Genomic DNA, 22,085 nt, shown 5'->3' on the forward strand with positions numbered 1-22,085 from the left:
ATCTGGAGCGGGCAGCGGGAATCGAACCCGCATCATCAGCTTGGAAGGCTGAGGTAATAGCCATTATACGATGCCCGCATCCTGGAACTCGGCTACCTGTTCTTTCTGTAGCTTGCAGATAACAGAGAATGCCTCTGCTACCTACTGTCCGTCAGCGAAGCTGACCGACGTTGACTTCGCTAACGCTCAGTCTGAATTCAGGGTGAGAAGTGACTCACCTGACAGATAAACAGGCCGTTTATCTGAACCCAACCGCGAGGTCGGGATGGTGGTGGGAGAAGGATTCGAACCTTCGAAGTCTGTGACGGCAGATTTACAGTCTGCTCCCTTTGGCCGCTCGGGAATCCCACCTACTTGATTGGTGCCGGCTACCGGAATCGAACTGGTGACCTACTGATTACAAGTCAGTTGCTCTACCAACTGAGCTAAGCCGGCATCAAGTGACGCGCATTCTAGGAAGGTCGGCGTTCGGATGCAACTAAAAAATCGCATATTTTTTTCTATCGCTTACTATTTGTGCAAATCATCGCAATTTAGTGGTTTTCTGCGGAATATTTGTCCAGCTAGGCCCTTTTTTCTCGACTTTACTCTGGCTCCACTCACCCCCTGCCCCTCTTTTTACGATGCCTGCCCCCAGCGTTCTTACGCCGGTTATTTCGCTTATTCCTGAAAAAAGATCCCGCCCATGCGCTGACTGACGCTTTTTTCGTCACGTCAGGATGATTTTGGGTTAGAGGCTAAGCTCACAGGCCGTTATTTCCTGCAGGCAATATCCCTTTTCTTCAACAGCACCCGGCAGAAGGGTCCGGATGGTGTGCTTATTGAGGGGATATCGCATTCGCTTCCTTACAGGTCTTAATGCGTGGCACTGGCACCGGGACAGGTAACAAGTGTGTTACGCACTATGGGCGGGAAGAAGCCTGTAACGGCTTTACAGGCTCATTGACTGTTATAAAGTCGTTAATGGCTTGGGTAATGGCGCATTTTGTGGCTATACCGACGAAAGCGAGATCACAGTTATCTTTTTACTTCTGTTAAAAGCCATACTGGTGATACCCTCCAGCCCATTGTTCTCACTGATAAACCAGCGATTCGTGATTCAAATCACCTGCGTTGTCCTGCTTATCGGATAACACACCGGTGATAGCAATGAATTTGCGGTCAGATGCATGCTTATGGATAAAACGACTCCCCTGACAACGCCTTACTTAGAATTCACTCGTGAGCAGTGGGCGGCATTACGTGATTCCGTTCCTATGACGCTATCAGAGGAAGAGATTGCGCAGCTGAAAGGCATCAACGAGGACCTCTCTCTGGAAGAGGTGGCAGAAATTTACCTGCCTCTTTCGCGCCTGCTTAATTTCTATATCAGTTCAAATGTGCGTCGGCAGGCTGTACTGGAGCAGTTTCTGGGCACCAATGGGCAGAAGATCCCTTACATCATCAGTATTGCGGGTAGCGTTGCCGTCGGTAAAAGCACGACAGCACGTGTATTGCAGGCATTGCTCAGCCGCTGGCCTGAACATCGCAAGGTGGAATTAATCACCACGGATGGCTTCCTGCATCCTAATGCCGTGCTCAAAGAGCGTGGCTTAATGAAGAAGAAAGGATTCCCGCAATCCTACGATATGCACCGGCTGGTCAATTTCGTCTCAGATTTAAAGTCAGGTGCCAGTCAGGTTACCGCTCCGGTCTATTCGCATCTGATTTACGACGTTATCCCTGATGGCGACAAAGTCATACAGCAGCCGGATATTGTGATTCTTGAGGGGCTCAACGTCTTACAGAGCGGTATGGACTATCCCCATGACCCCCATCACGTCTTTGTTTCTGACTTCGTCGATTTCTCAATCTATGTCGATGCAGAAGAAGATCTTCTGCAAAGCTGGTACATCAATCGCTTCCTGAAATTCCGCCAGGGTGCCTTTACCGACCCCGACTCCTACTTCCATCACTATGCCCAGCTCTCCGAGGCGGAAGCCGTTGAGATAGCGGGTAACCTGTGGAAAGAGATTAACTGGCTTAATCTGCAGGAAAATATTCTGCCGACACGAGAGAGAGCCAGCCTGATTATGACGAAAAGCGGCGATCACGCTGTTGATAAAGTCCGTCTGCGTAAATAACGCCAGTGATAAAAAAGCCTGCATTCATGCAGGCTTTTTTTATTCAGACAGGACGTAACGATATCTCTCCGCCAACCCATGCCTTTATTTCGCCATCCTGTTCCAGTAACAGCCCCCCCTGGCTGTCAACACCGCGCGCAATACCGTGCACTTCGCGTTCACCGATGAGCAACTTAACAGGCCGGTTGATGAAGTTGTCCAGCGCGGCCCAGCGTGCCACAAAGGGCGCTAATCCCTCCTGCTCAAAGAGTGGCAGTGCCTCGCGCAGACGATTGATCAGACGAGCTGCCAGCTCATTGCGATTCACCGTGACTCCGGCTTCCTGCAGGTTAATCCAGCCCTGATTAATCTGGGAGGCATCAGCGGTTCGCATTGCCAGATTAATACCTGCACCGATCACAATCTGCGCAGCATCGCCCGTTTTCCCGGTCAGTTCAACCAGGATACCCGCCAGTTTGCGATCGTTGAGATAGATGTCATTCGGCCATTTTACCCTGACCTCATCTGCGCCCAGTGAGCGTAATGTCTCCGCCATGATGATACCAATGACCAGGCTGAGGCCCATCGCCGCTGCGGGGCCCTGTTCCAGGCGCCAGTACATCGACATATAGAGGTTAGCGCCAAATGGAGAGAACCACTGACGGCCCCGGCGACCCCGCCCCGCCTGCTGATATTCAGCAATACAGGCAGCACCAGATGGCATGTCATGCATGCGCTCCAGCAGGTACTGATTCGTTGAGTCAATCACCGGTATCACCGAGACATTGCCCTGCTCAACCTGCGCGAGAATCGCCTGCTCATCCAGTAGCTGGATTGGCGCAGGCAGACTGTAGCCTTTACCGGTGACGGTATAGACATCAAGTCCCCAGCTTTTCAGTGTCTGGATATGCTTGTTGATGGCAGCCCGGCTCATTCCCAGCGTCTCACCCAGCTGCTCGCCAGAGTGAAACTCACCGTCAGACAAAATATCGACCAGCTTTAACGGGACATTGTGGTCTTTCATGCGATCACCTCGACGGCATTGCATTCACCCTGTGCCTGAATAAACCGGACTTCAGGTTCAAGCCAGACATCAAACCTCTCCCCTACCCGGGCGCGTACCGCTCTGGCCAGCGCCACGATGTCGGCAGGCAGGGCATTGTCAGCATTGATCAGCACCAGAGCCTGCTGCTGATGAACGGCTGCGCCCCCGATGCGATAGCCTTTAAGCTGGCACTGATCGATAAGCCAGCCTGCTGCCAGCTTCGTTTCACCCTCTGGCATCAGATAGTGCGGCATGGCGGGGAACCGGGCCAGCAGAGCGCTGCACTGCGCCTGCGTCACCACCGGATTTTTAAAAAAGCTGCCGACATTTCCGGTGACTTTCGGATCCGGTAACTTACTCTGACGCATCTGACACACAGCGTGATAGACATCCCAGGCACTGGCGATGGCCGGATTCAGTGTTTTCAGATCGCCATAGGTCAGGACAGGCTGCCATTGCTTAGGCAGGCATAGTCCGACTGCGACGATGACATAGCCTGACTGATAGCGGTGTTTGAAAATGCTGTCGCGATAGCCAAACTCACAGGCTTCACGATCCAGACGTTCTGTTTCGCCACTGTGCAGATTAAGCACATCCACATATTCGCAGACATCTTTTAACTCCACGCCGTAAGCACCAATATTCTGAATCGGTGCCGAGCCGGTCATGCCCGGGATCAGCGCCAGATTTTCCAGTCCGGCGATCCCTTTTTCCAGGGTACTTTTGACCAGCTCATGCCAGTTCTCACCGGCTCCGACATGCAGTTTCCAGCTCTCATATTCATCCTGAATGGTGATGCCTTTAATGCGGTTCAGTACCACGGTTCCGGCAAAATCATCCAGAAAGAGGACATTGCTGCCTTCACCGAGCACAAGGAAAGGCGTTTGATCCTGCTGGCTGGCCTGCCATGCAGCCAGAATGGCGGCAGGCGTCTCAGCGACGATGCGTTTTTGTGTGTGTACTGCAAGCCCAAGTGTATTGTCGGCTTTTAAGGAGGGATGCTGGCTGGACATTTGACGGCCTTAACTGAGTTATCTGGCCGTAGTTTACCGTATCGGAGATGTGTTCTCAGGCAGTTTTCGGGGTCCGAAGGCGGTTTTTCACGATCGGCAGACGTAAAAAAGCCCCGCACGTCAGTGCGGGGCTTCTTCACTTGTATAATGCCTGGCAGTTCCCTACTCTCGCATGGGGAGGCCCCACACTACCATCGGCGCTACGGCGTTTCACTTCTGAGTTCGGCATGGGGTCAGGTGGGACCACCGCGCTAAAGCCGCCAGGCAAATCTGTTTTCCGCGCCGCCACAGGGGCCGCGCAGACGTATCCGTCACAGGCTGAAAATCATGTCTCTCAAAAACGCCTCTGGCGTTGTAAGGTTAAGCCTCACGGGTCATTAGTACCGGTTAGCTCAACGCATCGCTGCGCTTACACACCCGGCCTATCAACGTCGTCGTCTTCAACGTCCCTTCAGGACTCTCTGGGAGTCAGGGAGAACTCATCTCGGGGCAAGTTTCGTGCTTAGATGCTTTCAGCACTTATCTTTTCCGCACTTAGCTACCGGGCAGTGCCATTGGCATGACAACCCGAACACCAGTGGTGCGTTCACTCCGGTCCTCTCGTACTAGGAGCAACCCCCCTCAATTCTCCAGCGCCCACGGCAGATAGGGACCGAACTGTCTCACGACGTTCTAAACCCAGCTCGCGTACCACTTTAAACGGCGAACAGCCGTACCCTTGGGACCTACTTCAGCCCCAGGATGTGATGAGCCGACATCGAGGTGCCAAACACCGCCGTCGATATGAACTCTTGGGCGGTATCAGCCTGTTATCCCCGGAGTACCTTTTATCCGTTGAGCGATGGCCCTTCCATTCAGAACCACCGGATCACTATGACCTGCTTTCGCACCTGCTCGAGCCGTCACTCTCGCAGTCAAGCCAGCTTATGCCATTGCACTAACCTCACGATGTCCGACCGTGATTAGCTGACCTTCGTGCTCCTCCGTTACTCTTTGGGAGGAGACCGCCCCAGTCAAACTACCCACCAGACACTGTCCGCACCCCGGATCACGGGGCCACGTTAGAACATCAAACATTAAAGGGTGGTATTTCAAGGATGGCTCCACGCAGACTGGCGTCCGCGCTTCAAAGCCTCCCACCTATCCTACACATCAAGGCTCAATGTTCAGTGTCAAGCTGTAGTAAAGGTTCACGGGGTCTTTCCGTCTTGCCGCGGGTACACTGCATCTTCACAGCGAGTTCAATTTCACTGAGTCTCGGGTGGAGACAGCCTGGCCATCATTACGCCATTCGTGCAGGTCGGAACTTACCCGACAAGGAATTTCGCTACCTTAGGACCGTTATAGTTACGGCCGCCGTTTACCGGGGCTTCGATCAAGAGCTTCTCCTTACGGATAACCCCATCAATTAACCTTCCGGCACCGGGCAGGCGTCACACCGTATACGTCCACTTTCGTGTTTGCACAGTGCTGTGTTTTTAATAAACAGTTGCAGCCAGCTGGTATCTTCGACTGGCTTCAGCTCCGGGAGCAAGTCCCTTCACCTACGCGCCAGCGTGCCTTCTCCCGAAGTTACGGCACCATTTTGCCTAGTTCCTTCACCCGAGTTCTCTCAAGCGCCTTGGTATTCTCTACCTGACCACCTGTGTCGGTTTGGGGTACGATTCTGTGTTACCTGATGCTTAGAGGCTTTTCCTGGAAGCAGGGCATTTATCACTTCAGCACCGTAGTGCCTCGTCGTCACGCCTCAGCGTTAAAAGAGTCCGGATTTACCTGGACCCTCCGCCTACACGCTTAAACCGGGACAACCGTCGCCCGGCTGATATAGCCTTCTCCGTCCCCCCTTCGCAGTAACACCGAGTACAGGAATATTAACCTGTTTCCCATCGACTACGCCTTTCGGCCTCGCCTTAGGGGTCGACTCACCCTGCTCCGATTAACGTTGAACAGGAACCCTTGGTCTTCCGGCGAGCGGGCTTTTCACCCGCTTTATCGTTACTTATGTCAGCATTCGCACTTCTGATACCTCCAGCATGCCTCACGACACACCTTCGACGGCTTACAGAACGCTCCCCTACCCAACAACACATAGTGTCGCTGCCGCAGCTTCGGTGCATGGTTTAGCCCCGTTACATCTTCCGCGCAGGCCGACTCGACCAGTGAGCTATTACGCTTTCTTTAAATGATGGCTGCTTCTAAGCCAACATCCTGGCTGTCTGTGCCTTCCCACATCGTTTCCCACTTAACCATGACTTTGGGACCTTAGCTGGCGGTCTGGGTTGTTTCCCTCTTCACGACGGACGTTAGCACCCGCCGTGTGTCTCCCGTGATAACATTCTCCGGTATTCGCAGTTTGCATCGGGTTGGTAAGCCGGGATGGCCCCCTAGCCGAAACAGTGCTCTACCCCCGGAGATGAGTTCACGAGGCGCTACCTAAATAGCTTTCGGGGAGAACCAGCTATCTCCCGGTTTGATTGGCCTTTCACCCCCAGCCACAGGTCATCCGCTAATTTTTCAACATTAGTCGGTTCGGTCCTCCAGTTAGTGTTACCCAACCTTCAACCTGCCCATGGCTAGATCACCGGGTTTCGGGTCTATACCCTGCAACTTAACGCCCAGTTAAGACTCGGTTTCCCTGCGGCTCCCCTATACGGTTAACCTTGCTACAGAATATAAGTCGCTGACCCATTATACAAAAGGTACGCAGTCACACCACGAAGGTGCTCCCACTGCTTGTACGTACACGGTTTCAGGTTCTGTTTCACTCCCCTCGCCGGGGTTCTTTTCGCCTTTCCCTCACGGTACTGGTTCACTATCGGTCAGTCAGGAGTATTTAGCCTTGGAGGATGGTCCCCCCATATTCAGACAGGATACCACGTGTCCCGCCTTACTCATCGAGCTCACAGCGCGTGTGCTTTTGTGTACGGGAGTATCACCCTGTACCCTGCGACTTTCCAGACGCTTCCACTAACACACATGCTGATTCAGGCTCTGGGCTGCTCCCCGTTCGCTCGCCGCTACTGGGGGAATCTCGGTTGATTTCTTTTCCTCGGGGTACTTAGATGTTTCAGTTCCCCCGGTTCGCCTTGCAGCACTATGTATTCATGCTGCAATGATGCACTGAGTGCACCGGGTTTCCCCATTCGGACATCGACGGCTGTAGCGGTTCATATCACCTTACCGTCGCTTTACGCAGATTAGCACGTCCTTCATCGCCTCTGACTGCCAGGGCATCCACCGTGTACGCTTAGTCGCTTAACCTCACAACCCACAGGCGTTTTCACGCTGCAGACTGTAAGCATTTGAGAGACTCGGACATGTCGTCATTTCATTCTTATTACGGAGAATGAACGCGCCATGTCGTTTCAATTTTCAGCTTGTTCCGGATTGTTAAAGAGCATAATACGTCACAGCACACCGTCGCCGGTACGCTCTGAGGTATTTCAGAAAAATACAGCAAGTATGGTGGAGCTAAGCGGGATCGAACCGCTGACCTCCTGCGTGCAAGGCAGGCGCTCTCCCAGCTGAGCTATAGCCCCATACAGTTACTGCAGAGACCACTACTACCACTCAACCGAGTTACATTCTTCATGAGAAGGATGCAATTTCTTTTCAGGCAAGGCATGCGGAAGGGACGTTTACTCAGGTAAACGACCGCGCGCATAACGCAGCATGAGAAGAAATTTGGTAGGCCTGAGTGGACTTGAACCACCGACCTCACCCTTATCAGGGGTGCGCTCTAACCACCTGAGCTACAAGCCTGTAGAGGTTTTTTCTGCTCGTGACTTTTTATCAGACAATCTGTGTGAGCACTGCGCGGGAAGGTATCTTCAGGTAAGGAGGTGATCCAACCGCAGGTTCCCCTACGGTTACCTTGTTACGACTTCACCCCAGTCATGAATCACAAAGTGGTAAGCGCCCTCCCGAAGGTTAAGCTACCTACTTCTTTTGCAACCCACTCCCATGGTGTGACGGGCGGTGTGTACAAGGCCCGGGAACGTATTCACCGTGGCATTCTGATCCACGATTACTAGCGATTCCGACTTCACGGAGTCGAGTTGCAGACTCCGATCCGGACTACGACGCACTTTGTGAGGTCCGCTTGCTCTCGCGAGGTCGCTTCTCTTTGTATGCGCCATTGTAGCACGTGTGTAGCCCTACTCGTAAGGGCCATGATGACTTGACGTCATCCCCACCTTCCTCCGGTTTATCACCGGCAGTCTCCTTTGAGTTCCCGACCGAATCGCTGGCAACAAAGGATAAGGGTTGCGCTCGTTGCGGGACTTAACCCAACATTTCACAACACGAGCTGACGACAGCCATGCAGCACCTGTCTCAGAGTTCCCGAAGGCACCAAAGCATCTCTGCTAAGTTCTCTGGATGTCAAGAGTAGGTAAGGTTCTTCGCGTTGCATCGAATTAAACCACATGCTCCACCGCTTGTGCGGGCCCCCGTCAATTCATTTGAGTTTTAACCTTGCGGCCGTACTCCCCAGGCGGTCGACTTAACGCGTTAGCTCCGGAAGCCACTCCTCAAGGGAACAACCTCCAAGTCGACATCGTTTACGGCGTGGACTACCAGGGTATCTAATCCTGTTTGCTCCCCACGCTTTCGCACCTGAGCGTCAGTCTTCGTCCAGGGGGCCGCCTTCGCCACCGGTATTCCTCCAGATCTCTACGCATTTCACCGCTACACGGAATTCTACCCCCTCTACGAGACTCAAGCCTGCCAGTTTCAAATGCAGTTCCCAGGTTAAGCCCGGGGATTTCACATCTGACTTAACAGACCGCCTGCGTGCGCTTTACGCCCAGTAATTCCGATTAACGCTTGCACCCTCCGTATTACCGCGGCTGCTGGCACGGAGTTAGCCGGTGCTTCTTCTGCGGGTAACGTCAATCGGCGAGGTTATTAACCTCACCGCCTTCCTCCCCGCTGAAAGTACTTTACAACCCGAAGGCCTTCTTCATACACGCGGCATGGCTGCATCAGGCTTGCGCCCATTGTGCAATATTCCCCACTGCTGCCTCCCGTAGGAGTCTGGACCGTGTCTCAGTTCCAGTGTGGCTGGTCATCCTCTCAGACCAGCTAGGGATCGTCGCCTAGGTGGGCCATTACCCCGCCTACTAGCTAATCCCATCTGGGTTCATCCGATAGTGAGAGGCCCGAAGGTCCCCCTCTTTGGTCTTGCGACGTTATGCGGTATTAGCCACCGTTTCCAGTGGTTATCCCCCTCTATCGGGCAGATCCCCAGACATTACTCACCCGTCCGCCACTCGTCACCCGAGGAGCAAGCTCCTCTGTGCTACCGTCCGACTTGCATGTGTTAGGCCTGCCGCCAGCGTTCAATCTGAGCCATGATCAAACTCTTCAATTTAAAGTTTGATTTGCTGAAACGAGTTCAGCGGTGCTCATCTGTAAAACGTCATAATGAATTTCATTATGTGTTCACTCGTGAGGCTTTGATATTTTTGTGCGTCCAAAGACGCTGATATCAATCCTGCGAGTGCCCACACAGATTGTCTGATAAATTGTTAAAGAGCAGTGCGAACAGTGCGTTAGCGTCCTGTCGCGAGGTGGCGTATATTACGCTTTCCTCCTTCAGAGTCAACCTCTTTTTTCAGAAGTTTTTCTCCGGCGGCTCAGTCTCCTGAACCTTCAACCCGTTTCCCGTTGCCGGTGTGCCGTGTCGATGGAGGCGCATTATAGGGAGTTCGCGCGGGCTGACAAGCGTTTATTGCGAAAAGATTACTGTTCGAAGTAATTTTCACCAAATCGCGCTATTTCGCTACGATTTGCCTGGTAACTGTGCAAATTCATGGGCAAAACGGCTCACCTGTTGCCAGTCCGTGTATTCCACTTCTTTCGTTGCATCGGTTTCACCGCCGGTCATACGCATAATCAGCTGAATCATCACACGGTCAAACCAGCGATAGCGGGGATAATAGAGCGCCCCTGCGAATACGGCACAGCAGTCAGGCTGCCATGGAGACTGCAATAAGAACTTCCGGGTATAGGCATTCGTTTCAGGAGAACGCTTTTCAGGTTTGCGTGCCGTGAGGTTTACCGAAAAGAAACCGCTGGTACGCTGCTGCAGCGCAGGGAGATGTTGCTTAACGAAGGTCTCGACGACCGGCTGAAAATGGCCATAGCGGATCGAGGCGCCAATCAGTACGCGATCATACTGTGTCCAGTCAGGCACAGCGGCATCCTGGATGTTCAGCACATCACACGGCTGCTGCTGCCGGATGGTCTCTGCAAGAGCGGAAGCAATCTTCTGCGTTTGCCCGTCGCGGGTGGAATAGAGAATCAGCGCTTTCATGTCAGCATCCTTATTAATTATTCACGCCAGAAAGTAGGCGTAAACAGCACCAGCAAGGTGAAAACCTCGAGACGCCCGAACAACATGGTAGAGATAAGTATCCATTTCGCCACATCATTCATCGACGTGAAGTTGTCTGCCACGACGCCTAAGCCCGGCCCGAGGTTATTCAGCGTGGCGGCAACGGCAGCAAAAGCGGAGAAGTCATCGACGCCCGTGGCGATGATCGCCAGCATGCTCACCAGGAACACCAGCGCATAGGCCGAGAAGAATCCCCAGACGGCTTCCAGGATACGCTCCGGCAGCGCACGATTGCCCAGCTTAATGGTGTACACCGCATTCGGGTGAACCAGACGCTTAAGTTCGCGGTTACCCTGTTTGCACAACAGCAGAATGCGGATCACCTTCAGGCCACCCCCGGTCGAACCGGCACAGCCACCAATGAAAGCTGAGCACAACAGCAGAACCGGCAGGAACAGCGGCCAGCGAGCGATACTGTCGGTCGTGAAACCCGCCGTCGTCGCCATGGACACCACCTGGAAAAAGGCCTGGTTCAGGGTCTGCCAGCCGCTGGCATAGACATTGTGGAACCAGAGCACCACCGTACAGATCAGAACCAGCGTCAGCTGAACGCCGATAAACATGCGGAACTCCGGGTCCCGCCAGTACACGCGCAGGTTACGTCCGCTTAGCATGGAAAAGTGCAGGCCGTAGTTACAGCCGGAGATCAGCAGGAACACCGCCACGATAGTATTGATGGTGCTGCTGTTAAAGTAGCCGATGCTGGCATCATGAGTTGAGAAGCCGCCAATGGCGATGGTCGAAAAGCTGTGGCCGATAGCATCGAACGCCGGCATGCCCGCCAGCCAGAGTGCCAGCGCGCAGGCTACGGTCAGCAGAACATAGATCAGCCAGAGTGTCTTGGCCGTCTCGGCGATGCGCGGGCGCATTTTATTGTCTTTCAGGGGTCCCGGCATTTCAGCGCGATAAAGCTGCATGCCCCCGACGCCCAGAATCGGCAGGATGGCTACCGCTAACACGATGATCCCCATCCCGCCCAGCCACTGCAGCATCTGCCGGTAGAAGAGGATGGCCTTAGGCAGCGAGTCCAGCCCCACCAGCGTGGTGGCTCCGGTGGTTGTCAGGCCCGAGAAAGATTCAAAGAACGCATCCGTGACGGAAAGATGCGGCTGCTCCGCAAAGATAAAGGGCATGGCCCCTACGCTGCCCAGCACCGTCCAGAACAGGACGACGATCAGGAACCCTTCGCGGGGTTTGAGTTCGGTTTTCTTTTTACGGTTCGGCCACCACAGCAGCGAGCCGATCACCAGCGCCATCATAAATGTCTGGCTGAACGCCCGTCCCGCGCCATCGCGATAGATTAATGCGACGAGGCCGGGCAGAATCATTGTCACTGAAAAAAGAATTACCAGCAGACCGACGATGCGGGTAATGGCGCGAAAGTGCATTCAGCCGTTCCTTTAAATAAGAGAGATGAACATCATGGTGTGAGCGGGATCAGCGACAACGCGCCCCGGCTAAAGTCTGACAGATTTTTTTTGAACCCCTCGATCTGTCCGTAAGGCAATGCCAGCGTCAGCGCAATACGATCCTGATAGTGGCTGTCGGTCACCTTACCTTCAAAACGCTGCACCAGCCGTTCGATATCGCTGTGCTGTGCATAGTCGCATTGCAGCGTGAAAACCATCATCGGCACTTTGCGCTGTCGCGGTAACTGCTTCAGTCCCTGCTGGACGCCACCGCCATACGCCTTCACCAGGCCACCGGTGCCCAGCATGATGCCGCCGTAATAACGCACTACCACAGCGGTCACCTCGCCAATACCGGCACCCATCAGCTGCGCCAGCATCGGTTTCCCGGCGGTGCCCGACGGCTCACCATCATCCGAAAAACCGAGCTGCTGAGAGTCATCCGGCGCGCCCGCCACCCAGGCCCAGCAGTGATGCCGGGCAGCAGGATGCTCGCTTTTCACCTGCTGGACAAAGGCGCGCGCGGCCTCTGTCCCCTCGGTGTGCGCCAGCAGCGTAATAAAGCGACTCTTTTTGATGGTTTCCTCACTGATGCTCACGGCCAGCGCGGGAATATCAAAAGCGTCCATCAGGCCAGATGCAGATCGCGGGTCATGTTTTCAACGCGGTTTGGATGGATCACCACGTTATCTTCGATGCGAATGCCGCCATAAGGCCGAAGCGCATCAATCGCCTGCCAGTTAAAGTGCTGACTGAAACGGCCCTGACGCAGCGGCGCCAGTAACGAGTCGATAATATAGAAGCCCGGCTCGATGGTTAAGACCATGCCGGGTTGCAGCACGCGGGTGCAGCGAAGGTAAGGATACTGCGCAGGCGCGGCGAGATGGGTGCCCTGCTCATCCTGCATAAACCCGGCAACGTCATGCACCTGCAAGCCCAGCGGATGCCCCAGACCGTGTGGCATAAATGGCCCGGTCAGATCTTCAGCCACCAGCGCCTCTTCGCTGATTCCCTGCACCAGCTCAAACTTCAGCAACATCTTCGCAATACGCTGGTGCATCTGAAGATGATAATCGGTGTAGCGCACACCCGGTTTCAGCGTGGCGATTAACGCCAGCTCCTCGGCGTTCATCGCCTCCACCATTCTGGCATAGAGCGAGCTGCTCTGCGCCGCATAGCTGCGGGTCAGATCGGCGGCATAGCCCAGATATTCGGCCCCCGCATCAATCAGGAAGCTGTGACGTTTCGCCGGTGGCTGATGATCCAGGTGGGTGTAGTGCAGCACCGCCGCGTGTTCATTCAGCGCAATGATATTGCCGTACGGCACATCGGTATCACGATGGCCGGTCGCGGTCAGGTAAGCCTGATTGATGTCAAATTCGCTCAGGCCCGCAGAGAACGCCTCTTTGGCCGCGCGATGACCCGCAACCGCCAGCTTCTGCGCCTGGCGCAGACAGGCCAGTTCATAGTCGGTTTTGATGCTGCGATGGTAGTGCAGGAAGTCGATGACCGCTTTAGGGTTGATGTTGTCTGAGGAGATTCCGAGCTGCGCCGCGCGTGCATTAACCGGCCCGATATAGGCGACATTATCACGCTGTGCAGGCAGCAGGTGCGCAATCTCATCTGCGTTTTTCAGGCCGATAACCTCGACATCTCCGGTCCAGAAACTGTCCGGCAGCGGTTCAACGTTATGCCAGTAATCCACCGGAGAGTAGAACCACAGTTTCAGTTTGTTCACGCCATCGATCCAGAGCCAGCAGTTAGGCACCTGCGTGACCGGCACCCAAGCTTTGAACTGCGGATTCACCTTAAACGGATAGGTGTGGTCATCCAGAAACACCGTCAGCAACTCACCGGAATGGATCAGCATCGCATCCAGTTTATTGCGTGCCAGCACCTGCTGCGCCCGTTGCTGCAACGTGGCGATGTGCGCGTGATACAAGGTCTTCAGTGAATCCATAGCCGTCTCTCCCGTGTCGCGAAATGGCCGCAGTTTAGCATACCCCTTGCTCAGATGCCGAAGCCGGCGTGGCTGTGATCTTGTTAGCAAATAAGCAAAGAGCGGTTTGCAAAAAATTAACATCAATCCCACACTCACGATCATCTGGTATGACCAGATCACCTTTCGCGGTTTCAGGAGACGCACATGCTCTACCAAGGCGCTAACCTTACCCTTCACTGGCTGGACGATGGCATCGCCGAGCTGGTTTTTGATGCCACAGGCTCAGTCAACAAGCTGGATACGCAAACGGTCGCCAGTCTGGGCGAGGCCATTGCGGTCCTGGAACAGCAGCCAGCACTGCGCGGCCTGCTGCTGAGCTCCGCTAAACCCGCCTTTATCGTGGGTGCGGACATTACCGAGTTCCTTTCCCTGTTTGATGCTCCCACCGAAAAGCTGAGCCAGTGGCTGAGTTACGCCAACAGCATCTTCAACCGTCTGGAAGATTTGCCCGTGCCCACCCTGGCAGCCATTGATGGTTATGCGCTGGGTGGCGGATGTGAGTGCGTCCTGGCGACCGACATGCGCATCGCCACTGCGGATGCCCGCATCGGCCTGCCGGAAACCAGACTCGGCATCATGCCAGGCTTTGGCGGCAGCGTAAGGTTGCCCCGCCTGCTGGGAGCCGACAGCGCGCTGGAAATTATTGCCGCCGGTAAAGATGTGGATGGCAATGCCGCGCTGAAACTGGGCCTGGTCGATGCGGTGGTTGCCCGTGACAAACTGCGCGAAGCGGGCATCACCATGCTCAGAGCGGCCGCCGAAGAGGGCAGCTGGCAGGCGCGCCGTGCGCCTAAACTGGCCCCGCTGAAGCTCAGTCCGATCGAGGCGGCGATGAGTTTTACCATTGCGAAGGGCATGGTGATTCAGACCGCAGGAAAGCATTACCCCGCTCCGCTGATGGCGGTAAAAACCATTGAGGCCGCGGCCAGTCTCGGTCGTGATGATGCGCTGAAGCTTGAAACGGCTGCATTTGTGCCGCTGGCGCAGTCTGACGAAGCGCGCGCACTGGTCGGCATCTTCCTCAACGATCAGTACGTTAAAGGGCTGGCAAAAAAACGCGCCAGCGAAAGCGGCGCACCTGCTCAGGCGGCCGTGCTGGGCGCAGGCATCATGGGCGGTGGCATCAGCTACCAGTCTGCCTGGAAAGGCGTGCCGGTCAGAATGAAAGATATCAATCCACAGGCGCTGACGCTGGGGATGAATGAAGCCAGCAAGCTGCTCAACACCCAGCTGGCGCGCGGAAAAATTGACGGCAACAGACTGGCCAGCGTCATCGCCACCATCCAGCCCACGCTGGATTACGCCGGTTTTGAACAGGCCGACGTGGTGGTGGAAGCGGTGGTCGAGAATCCGCAGATCAAGGCTAAAGTGCTGGCTGAAACAGAGCGGCACCTGCGTGACGATGCCGTTCTGGCCTCGAATACTTCGACCATTCCTATCAGCCAGCTGGCGCAGGCGTTACAGCGCCCGGAAAACTTCTGTGGCATGCACTTCTTTAACCCGGTGCCGCGTATGCCGCTGGTCGAAGTGATCCGGGGCGAGAAAACCAGTGAAGCGACCCTCGGCAAAGTGGTGGCCTGGGCCAGCAAAATGGGCAAAACCCCTATCGTGGTCAACGACTGCCCCGGCTTCTTTGTTAACCGGGTGCTGTTCCCCTACTTCGCCGCTTTCAGCCTGCTCCTGCGCGATGGCGCAGATTTCCGCCAGATAGATAAGGTCATGGAAAAACAGTTTGGCTGGCCGATGGGGCCGTCATGGCTGCTGGATGTCGTGGGCATCGATACGGCGCACCACGCGCAAAGCGTGATGGCTGACGGGTTCCCGGACCGCATGAAGCATGACTATCGCGACGCGATCGATCTGCTGTTTGAGGCTGGTCGCTTTGGCCAGAAAAATGGCAAAGGCTTCTGGCGCTGGGAAGAAGATAAAAAGGGCAAGCCAAAAAAAGTGGCCGATGCCGATGTCGATACGCTGCTGCAGCAGGCCTGTCAGCCCGCGCGAATCTTCAGCGATGAAGAGATTCTGAACCGCATGATGCTGCCGATGCTGAACGAAGTGGTGCGCTGCCTGGAAGAGAAGATTATCGCCTCACCGGCGGAAGCCGATATGGCGCTGGTGTATGGCCTCGGCTTCCCGCCTTTCCGTGGCGGGGCTTTCCGCTATCTCGATACTCTGGGTAACAGCAACGTGGTGGATCAGGCCCGGCGTTATAGCGGCCTCGGTGGCCTGTATGCCCTGCCTGCCCTGCTGCTGCAGAAAGCCCATCAGCATGAAAGCTGGTATCTCGCCGCCAAACCGATTGATGAAGCCGCGCTGAAAAGCGCCTGAGGGCAAGAAGATGGAAAATGTGGTGATTATTGATGCCGTGCGCACGCCAATGGGCCGGTCAAAAGGCGGCGCCTTCCGTCATGTGCGCGCCGAAGATCTCTCTGCGCATCTGATGCGTGAACTGCTGAGCCGTAACCCGACGGTGAACCCGGCAGAGCTGGATGACATTCTCTGGGGCTGCGTGCAGCAGACGCTTGAGCAGGGATTTAATATCGCACGTAACGCTGCCCTGCTGGCCGAAATTCCCCATACGGTGCCAGCCAGCACCGTCAACCGGCTGTGCGGCTCTTCCATGCAGGCGCTGCACGATGCCGCCCGCGCCATTATGGTCGGTGATGCCCGGAGCTGTCTGATCGGCGGCGTGGAGCATATGGGGCATGTGCCGATGAACCATGGCGTCGACTTTCATCCCGGGCTTAGCCGGACGGTTGCCAAAGCCGCAGGGATGATGGGCCTGACGGCAGAAATGCTGGCGCGGATGCATCATATCAGCCGTGAGCAGCAGGATGCGTTTGCCCTGCGTTCGCACCAGCGGGCCTGGCAGGCCACCCGGCGCGGTGATTTTGCGACAGAGATTGTCGCCACCTATGGTCATGACAGCGACGGCATCCTCAAACGTTATGATTTTGATGAAGTGATCCGTGAAGAGACCAGCGCCGAAGGCCTGGCGGCGCTGAAACCGGCTTTCGATCCGGTGAATGGCACCGTGACGGCGGGCTCCTCGTCAGCGTTGTCAGATGGCGCAGCCGCTATGCTGGTGATGAGCGAATCACGCGCCCGCGAGCTGGGGCTGACGCCGCGCGCCCGCATCCGCAGCATGGCCGTGGTGGGCTGCGATCCTTCAATCATGGGCTATGGGCCGGTTCCGGCCAGTAAGCTGGCGTTAAAACGGGCGGGACTGAGCGTCAGCGATATCGACGTCTTTGAGCTGAACGAAGCCTTTGCTGCGCAGACACTGCCGTGCATCAAAGATTTAGGCTTGCTGGAGCAGATGGATGAAAAGGTCAATCTGAATGGCGGCGCGATTGCGTTAGGCCATCCGCTGGGCTGTTCCGGCGCGCGCATCAGTACCACGCTGCTGAACATTATGGAACGACGCGATGCCAGCCTGGGTCTTGCCACCATGTGTATCGGGCTGGGCCAGGGGATCGCAACCGTATTCGAGCGTCTGTAATACGTTGCGTTTATTTTGTCAGATTTACCCGCCGTTACCGGCGGGTTTTTTCTGTCTGCTGCCGGCGATCAGATAAAGGCAAACGCATCGCCATACATCTGTGACTCGACTGCGCCACGCTCGGCACAGAAACGGTCGCGGGCAATCTTCGCCATCTCAAAGCGTCCGGCGATGTAGATCTCATGTTCGCTCAGCGTGCTGAAATCCTGCATCACCGCGGTCAGTACCGTACCGGAACGTCCCTGCCAGCCCGCTTCAGGCTGTTCAACAACCGGGATCACTTTCAGGTTCGGGTGCTTCACCGCCAGCGCATTCAGCTCGTCCAGATCGTACAGATGCTTAAGCTCACGTCCGCCCCAGTAAATGGCGATATCGCGCTCCGGCTGTTCCGCCAGCGCGGTGAGCAGAATTGAACGGGCGTAGGAGAAGCCGGTGCCACCTGCAATCAGGATCAGCGGCTTACTGCTCTCTTCGCGCAGCCAGGCGTCACCGTGCGGCATATCGACGGTGATCTGACGATCGTTGCGGATCCGATCCATCACCGCCATCGCATAGAGGTTGAGATCGGACGCGCCGATATGCAGCTCAATAATATCTTTTTCCATCGGCGTTGAGGCCAGTGAGAACGGACGCTTATCACGCTCATCCATCACGACCATCAGATACTGCCCCGCGCGAAAACTGAATTCCGCTTCAGGGATCAGGCGAACGCGATAGACCGTGTCGGTAATCGCCTCAACCGAAGTTACTTTACAGCTTAACGTTGTCATGCGTTCCCTCTGTCGGGTCGTCTTTATGGTTGTGCTCGCCATCAACGCTGTGGCGGCTGATCAAGAATACCTAGCTCATCCCAGATAGCATCAATGCGCGCCGTGACCGCAGGATCTTTAACAATGGGCGTACCCCATTCACGCTGCGTTTCACCCGGCCACTTATTGGTTGCATCAAGCCCCATCTTCGACCCCAGTCCGGAAACCGGCGAGGCGAAATCGAGATAGTCGATAGGGGTATTTTCGACTAATACCGTATCACGGGCCGGATCCATTCGCGTGGTGATCGCCCAGATCACATCATTCCAGTCGCGCGCATTAACATCATCGTCACACACAATAACAAATTTGGTGTACATGAACTGCCGCAAAAATGACCAGACGCCAAACATGACACGTTTGGCATGCCCTGCGTACTGCTTTTTAATCGTCACAACCGCCAGCCGGTAGGAGCAACCTTCAGGCGGCAGGTAGAAGTCCACGATCTCCGGGAACTGCTTAATCAGAATCGGTACCAGAACTTCATTCAGCGCCACGCCCAGTACGGCGGGTTCATCCGGCGGACGCCCGGTATAGGTGGAGTGATAGATCGGCTGTCGACGCTGCGTGATATGCGTCACGGTAAATACCGGGAAGCTATCCACTTCATTGTAGTAGCCGGTGTGGTCGCCGTAGGGGCCTTCTGGCGCCATATCGCCCGCTTCGATATACCCTTCCAGCACGATTTCCGCACTGGCCGGCACTTCGAGATCGTTCGACAGGCACTTCACCACTTCCGTTTTGTTGCCGCGCAGCAGACCGGCAAACGCATATTCTGACAGCGTGTCAGGCACCGGCGTCACCGCGCCGAGGATGGTGGCAGGATCGGCGCCCAGCGCGACCGAAACCGGAAAACGTTCACCCGGATGCGCTTTCGTCCACTCCTGAAAATCAAGCGCGCCGCCACGGTGCGACAGCCAGCGCATGATCAGACGATTTTTACCGATCACCTGCTGACGGTAAATACCGAGATTCTGACGCTCTTTGTGGGGGCCACGCGTGACGGTCAGTCCCCAGGTAATCAGCGGTGCGGCATCGCCTGGCCAGCACTTCATGACCGGAATACGCGTCAGATCGACCTCATCACCGCTGAACACCTCTTCCTGACAGGGCGCATTACGCAGCCGTTTGGTCGGCATGTTCAGCACCTGCTTAAACTGCGGCATTTTATCGAACAGGTCGCGGAAGCCTTTTGGCGGCTCAGGCTCTTTCAGGAAGGCCAGCAGCTTACCCACTTCACGCAGGGCGCTCACCTCCTCCTGCCCCATGCCCATAGCCACGCGCTTAGGCGTGCCGAACAGGTTGCACAGCACCGGCATATCGTACCCTTTCGGGTTTTCAAACAGCAGGGCGGGGCCACCGGCACGCAGCGTGCGATCGGCAATCTCCGTCATTTCCAGTTCGGGATCGATGGACTGGGTAATGCGCTTTAGCTCACCACGCTGTTCAAGCAGCGCGAGGAAGTCTCTCAAATCGTGGTATTTCATGCGGCTTTAACATTCCGGCCAGAGTGAATCGGCCATTATAGGTCTGATTACGCGGAGTTGCTGAGGTTTATACCGCAGCCTCATACGCACTGAAAGGGAACCAGCGGTTGCAGTGCGCGGGTATCGTGCATTCCCTGAATCGGGTCACCGTGGCGAAACAGCTTAAAGTCCTCGTTTCGCACGCTGTAATAGCGCAGCTGGTTGTCATGCAGGTGCAGAAAACTGCCTTCACGCAGGGCAATCACCGACTCCGTCGGATTGACCGCGCAGAACTCCGCCAGACGCTCATCGCGGGTTTCGCCCATATGGCCGCTGACGCTGGCATCAAGATAGTGGGGATTGATCTGCACCGGAAAGAGTCCCAGCGCGGGCAGCACCACACTGCTGCGCACCGGCATATCGTTGGTGGTGCGGATGGAGGGCGTCGCCACATTGCAGCCCGCGCTCCAGCCGAGATAAGGCACCTGTCGCTCACGTACCGCACGCTGGATCGGGACGATGAGATCCTGCTCATGCAGCATCTGGTTCAGAAACCAGGTGTTGCCGCCGCTGACCAGAATCAGTTCTGCCTGTGCAATCGCCTCAGCCGGTGAGGCAAAGGATTGAACCAGCCTGACCGGGATGCCCAGAGACGCCGTGAGTTCGGCGGCGCGCTGCTGCTGATCGCCCCGGATTATCGCGTAGGGGATCAGGATCGCCGAGCGGATAGCGCGTCGGGCGATCATCGCGTGCAGCTGCGGCTGCGCATAACCCAGCAGCGGCGCATCGTCCGCCAGCCTGCCATTGCTCAACAGAAAGAGTTCCATCAGACGTTCCTTTTGCAGAGGTGAAGGTTATCGAGTCTGATACAGAGCCCTGGTGCACGTCAATTTCCCGTTACCGTTTCTGCCCGCCTCCGGCCTGCTAAGAAAAGTCTCAATTTATTTTCTCTGCGGGCCGCTTTACTCTGCCCCTGCGCTATAACTCTGGCAACAGGTTTGCTATTCTTAGCGTCCATTCAATGGGAGCCGTTATGGAAGCCTGGTACTTACTCTATTGCAAACGTGGACAGCTATTGCGCGCGAAGGAGCATCTCGAGCGGCAGGAGGTGCATTGCCTCAGCCCGATGATCGCTCTGGAAAAGATCGTGCGCGGTAAACGCACCACGGTGAGTGAGCCGCTGTTCCCTAACTACCTGTTTATCGAATTCGATCCTGAAGAGATTCACACCACCACCATCAGCAGCACCCGCGGTGTCAGTCACTTTGTCCGCTTCGGCTCCACCCCGGCAACCGTGCCGTCGGCGGTCATCGAAGCGCTGGAAACCGACGTCCCGCAAATCCTGCTCGATCCTGAAACGCCACAGAGCGGCGATGAGGTTGTCATCACCGAAGGAACGTTTGAAGGGCTGCGCGCCATTTTTGCCGAGCCGGATGGTGAAACACGCTCGATCCTGTTGCTGAATCTCCTCAACAAGCAGGTGATGCGCAGCGTCGACAACAAGCAGTTCCGCAAGCTTTAAGCCAGTCTGAACAGCGTCCGCGCGTTATGATCGATGCGGGCCGCCAGTGCCTCCGCACTCTCACCTCGCCATGTCGCCACCTGACTGACAATATGCGGTAAAAAGCAGGGTTCGTTGCGGCGCGAAGGCGGACGCGGACGCATGTCGCGCGGCAACAGGTAGGGCGCATCCGTTTCCAGCAGCAGGCGTTCGGCCGGGATCAGCGGCAGCAGCTCACGCAGTTCCAGACCCCGACGCTCATCGCAGACCCAGCCCGTAATGCCCACAGATAACCCCATTTCCAGACAGGCTTCCAGTTCGTCGCGCGTGCCGGTAAAGCAGTGGATCACCGCACCCGGCAGTTTTGGCAGCCAGGGAGCAAGCACCGCAGCGAAACGCGCATGGGCTTCACGGCAGTGCAGGAACACCGGCATATTCAGTTCTGCGGCCAGCGCCAGCTGTGCGTCAAATGCATACTCCTGCTGCTCATGAGCCGAGAGGTTGCGATTAAAATCGAGTCCGCACTCACCAATGGCGACCACTTCCGGTTTTTCCGCCAGCCGGCGCAGGGTGCTGGCGATCTCCAGCGACCATTCGCTGGCATGATGAGGGTGAACGCCCGCGGTAGACCAGCAAAAGCCGGGCTGGCCTTCAGCCAGTCGCTGAGCCTGCTGGCTCTCCAGCGCGTTGGTGCCGGTAATAAGCATGCCGGTGACGCCCGCATCACGCGCGCGTTTAACCACCTTTTGCCGGTCGGAGGCGAATTGCGTGCTGGTCAGGTTTACACCGATATCAAACATAATTTTTCCCACAGTTTGTAAAAAAAAACCGCCCGG

Annotated in this window: 14 protein-coding genes, 5 tRNA genes and 3 rRNA genes; 4 read left to right on the plus strand and 18 right to left on the minus strand. The window is 55.8% G+C overall.

From position 1 onward, the window contains the following. Positions 1-3 precede the first annotated feature (3 nt). The 3 genes from OJ965_RS19835 to OJ965_RS19845 form a co-directional block, all read right to left on the minus strand. Positions 4-78, minus strand: a tRNA-Gly gene (locus OJ965_RS19835). Positions 79-266: 188 nt separating this feature from the next. Then, positions 267-351, minus strand: a tRNA-Tyr gene (locus OJ965_RS19840). An 8-nt stretch (positions 352-359) separates the two neighbouring features. Then, positions 360-435: transfer RNA gene (locus OJ965_RS19845), tRNA-Thr, on the minus strand. Positions 436-1,175: 740 nt separating this feature from the next. Here OJ965_RS19845 and coaA point away from each other — a divergent pair. Beyond that, the gene (gene coaA, locus OJ965_RS19850; RefSeq protein WP_009092666.1) at positions 1,176-2,123 is read left to right on the plus strand and encodes a type I pantothenate kinase; all 948 of its coding nucleotides are present in this window, start codon (positions 1,176-1,178) and stop codon (positions 2,121-2,123) included. 43 nt (positions 2,124-2,166) lie between these two features. Here coaA and birA read toward each other — a convergent pair whose 3' ends face one another. The 11 genes from birA to pepQ form a co-directional block, all read right to left on the minus strand. Then, positions 2,167-3,126 carry a bifunctional biotin--[acetyl-CoA-carboxylase] ligase/biotin operon repressor BirA gene (gene birA / locus OJ965_RS19855; protein ID WP_046100986.1) on the minus strand — a complete coding sequence of 320 codons (960 nt, stop codon included), beginning with the start codon at positions 3,124-3,126 and terminating at the stop codon, positions 2,167-2,169. Continuing rightward, positions 3,123-4,160: a UDP-N-acetylmuramate dehydrogenase gene (murB, locus tag OJ965_RS19860; RefSeq protein ID WP_265137570.1), complete on the minus strand. Its 1,038-nt coding sequence runs from the start codon at positions 4,158-4,160 to the stop codon at positions 3,123-3,125. The genes birA and murB overlap by 4 nt, the downstream gene beginning before the upstream one ends. 149 nt (positions 4,161-4,309) lie before the next feature. Beyond that, positions 4,310-4,425, minus strand: a 5S ribosomal RNA gene (rrf, locus tag OJ965_RS19865). A gap of 91 nt (positions 4,426-4,516) precedes the next feature. After that, a 23S ribosomal RNA gene (locus OJ965_RS19870) occupies positions 4,517-7,421 on the minus strand. A 202-nt stretch (positions 7,422-7,623) separates the two neighbouring features. Continuing rightward, positions 7,624-7,699, minus strand: a tRNA-Ala gene (locus OJ965_RS19875). A gap of 146 nt (positions 7,700-7,845) precedes the next feature. Further along, positions 7,846-7,922, minus strand: a tRNA-Ile gene (locus OJ965_RS19880). A gap of 73 nt (positions 7,923-7,995) precedes the next feature. After that, positions 7,996-9,534: ribosomal RNA gene (locus OJ965_RS19885) — 16S ribosomal RNA — on the minus strand. The 16S, 23S and 5S rRNA genes sit together here with 2 tRNA genes alongside, the layout of an rRNA operon. Before the next feature lie 411 nt (positions 9,535-9,945). Then, entirely contained in the window at positions 9,946-10,479 is a 534-nt protein-coding gene (gene hemG / locus OJ965_RS19890; RefSeq protein ID WP_009088532.1) for a menaquinone-dependent protoporphyrinogen IX dehydrogenase, read from the minus strand. 17 nt (positions 10,480-10,496) lie between these two features. Then, positions 10,497-11,948 (minus strand): Trk system potassium transporter TrkH, encoded by a 1,452-nt coding sequence (gene trkH, locus OJ965_RS19895; protein WP_009088529.1) that lies wholly within the window; start codon positions 11,946-11,948, stop codon positions 10,497-10,499. Positions 11,949-11,980: 32 nt separating this feature from the next. Then, on the minus strand, positions 11,981-12,598 hold the full coding sequence (locus OJ965_RS19900) for an IMPACT family protein (protein ID WP_046100972.1): 618 nt from the start codon (positions 12,596-12,598) through the stop codon (positions 11,981-11,983). After that, on the minus strand, positions 12,598-13,929 hold the full coding sequence (pepQ, locus tag OJ965_RS19905) for a Xaa-Pro dipeptidase (RefSeq protein WP_265137576.1): 1,332 nt from the start codon (positions 13,927-13,929) through the stop codon (positions 12,598-12,600). Before pepQ ends, OJ965_RS19900 begins: the two co-directional genes overlap by 1 nt. Before the next feature lie 186 nt (positions 13,930-14,115). Between pepQ and fadB the strand changes: the two genes are divergently transcribed. Continuing rightward, positions 14,116-16,299 carry a fatty acid oxidation complex subunit alpha FadB gene (gene fadB / locus OJ965_RS19910; RefSeq protein WP_265137577.1) on the plus strand — a complete coding sequence of 728 codons (2,184 nt, stop codon included), beginning with the start codon at positions 14,116-14,118 and terminating at the stop codon, positions 16,297-16,299. Between the two features lie 10 nt (positions 16,300-16,309). Beyond that, positions 16,310-17,473: an acetyl-CoA C-acyltransferase FadA gene (gene fadA, locus OJ965_RS19915; protein ID WP_140923895.1), complete on the plus strand. Its 1,164-nt coding sequence runs from the start codon at positions 16,310-16,312 to the stop codon at positions 17,471-17,473. Between the two features lie 68 nt (positions 17,474-17,541). Here the strand turns inward: fadA and fre are convergent, their stop codons facing one another. The 3 genes from fre to pepE all read right to left on the minus strand — a co-directional run bounded on the left by fre (position 17,542) and on the right by pepE (position 20,575). After that, entirely contained in the window at positions 17,542-18,243 is a 702-nt protein-coding gene (gene fre / locus OJ965_RS19920; RefSeq protein WP_009088519.1) for an NAD(P)H-flavin reductase, read from the minus strand. Between the two features lie 41 nt (positions 18,244-18,284). Next, positions 18,285-19,769 carry a 4-hydroxy-3-polyprenylbenzoate decarboxylase gene (ubiD, locus tag OJ965_RS19925; RefSeq protein ID WP_009088516.1) on the minus strand — a complete coding sequence of 495 codons (1,485 nt, stop codon included), beginning with the start codon at positions 19,767-19,769 and terminating at the stop codon, positions 18,285-18,287. A gap of 80 nt (positions 19,770-19,849) precedes the next feature. Continuing rightward, positions 19,850-20,575, minus strand: coding sequence for a dipeptidase PepE (pepE, locus tag OJ965_RS19930; protein WP_265137583.1), 726 nt, complete (start codon positions 20,573-20,575; stop codon positions 19,850-19,852). A gap of 206 nt (positions 20,576-20,781) precedes the next feature. On the opposite strand from pepE, the gene rfaH reads away from it, so the two are divergent. Continuing rightward, positions 20,782-21,270, plus strand: coding sequence for a transcription/translation regulatory transformer protein RfaH (rfaH, locus tag OJ965_RS19935; RefSeq protein ID WP_009088512.1), 489 nt, complete (start codon positions 20,782-20,784; stop codon positions 21,268-21,270). Here the strand turns inward: rfaH and tatD are convergent. Then, positions 21,267-22,049, minus strand: a complete 783-nt coding sequence (gene tatD, locus OJ965_RS19940) for a 3'-5' ssDNA/RNA exonuclease TatD (RefSeq protein ID WP_009088510.1) — start codon at positions 22,047-22,049, stop codon at positions 21,267-21,269. The two genes, rfaH and tatD, sit on opposite strands and share 4 nt — an antisense overlap. Positions 22,050-22,085: the final 36 nt, after the last annotated feature.

Source organism: Pantoea anthophila (assembly GCF_026104315.1).
Classification (GTDB): Bacteria; Pseudomonadota; Gammaproteobacteria; order Enterobacterales; family Enterobacteriaceae; genus Pantoea; species Pantoea anthophila.

Bases quoted from the DNA above. Each gene is read 5' to 3' on its own strand.
- coaA (WP_009092666.1), top strand. From the start codon at position 1,176: ATGGATAAAACGACTCCCCTGACAACGCCTTACTTAGAATTCACTCGT.
- birA (WP_046100986.1), bottom strand. From the start codon at position 3,126: ATGAAAGACCACAATGTCCCGTTAAAGCTGGTCGATATTTTGTCTGAC.
- murB (WP_265137570.1), bottom strand. From the start codon at position 4,160: ATGTCCAGCCAGCATCCCTCCTTAAAAGCCGACAATACACTTGGGCTT.
- hemG (WP_009088532.1), bottom strand. From the start codon at position 10,479: ATGAAAGCGCTGATTCTCTATTCCACCCGCGACGGGCAAACGCAGAAG.
- trkH (WP_009088529.1), bottom strand. From the start codon at position 11,948: ATGCACTTTCGCGCCATTACCCGCATCGTCGGTCTGCTGGTAATTCTT.
- OJ965_RS19900 (WP_046100972.1), bottom strand. From the start codon at position 12,598: ATGGACGCTTTTGATATTCCCGCGCTGGCCGTGAGCATCAGTGAGGAA.
- pepQ (WP_265137576.1), bottom strand. From the start codon at position 13,929: ATGGATTCACTGAAGACCTTGTATCACGCGCACATCGCCACGTTGCAG.
- fadB (WP_265137577.1), top strand. From the start codon at position 14,116: ATGCTCTACCAAGGCGCTAACCTTACCCTTCACTGGCTGGACGATGGC.
- fadA (WP_140923895.1), top strand. From the start codon at position 16,310: ATGGAAAATGTGGTGATTATTGATGCCGTGCGCACGCCAATGGGCCGG.
- fre (WP_009088519.1), bottom strand. From the start codon at position 18,243: ATGACAACGTTAAGCTGTAAAGTAACTTCGGTTGAGGCGATTACCGAC.
- ubiD (WP_009088516.1), bottom strand. From the start codon at position 19,769: ATGAAATACCACGATTTGAGAGACTTCCTCGCGCTGCTTGAACAGCGT.
- pepE (WP_265137583.1), bottom strand. From the start codon at position 20,575: ATGGAACTCTTTCTGTTGAGCAATGGCAGGCTGGCGGACGATGCGCCG.
- rfaH (WP_009088512.1), top strand. From the start codon at position 20,782: ATGGAAGCCTGGTACTTACTCTATTGCAAACGTGGACAGCTATTGCGC.
- tatD (WP_009088510.1), bottom strand. From the start codon at position 22,049: ATGTTTGATATCGGTGTAAACCTGACCAGCACGCAATTCGCCTCCGAC.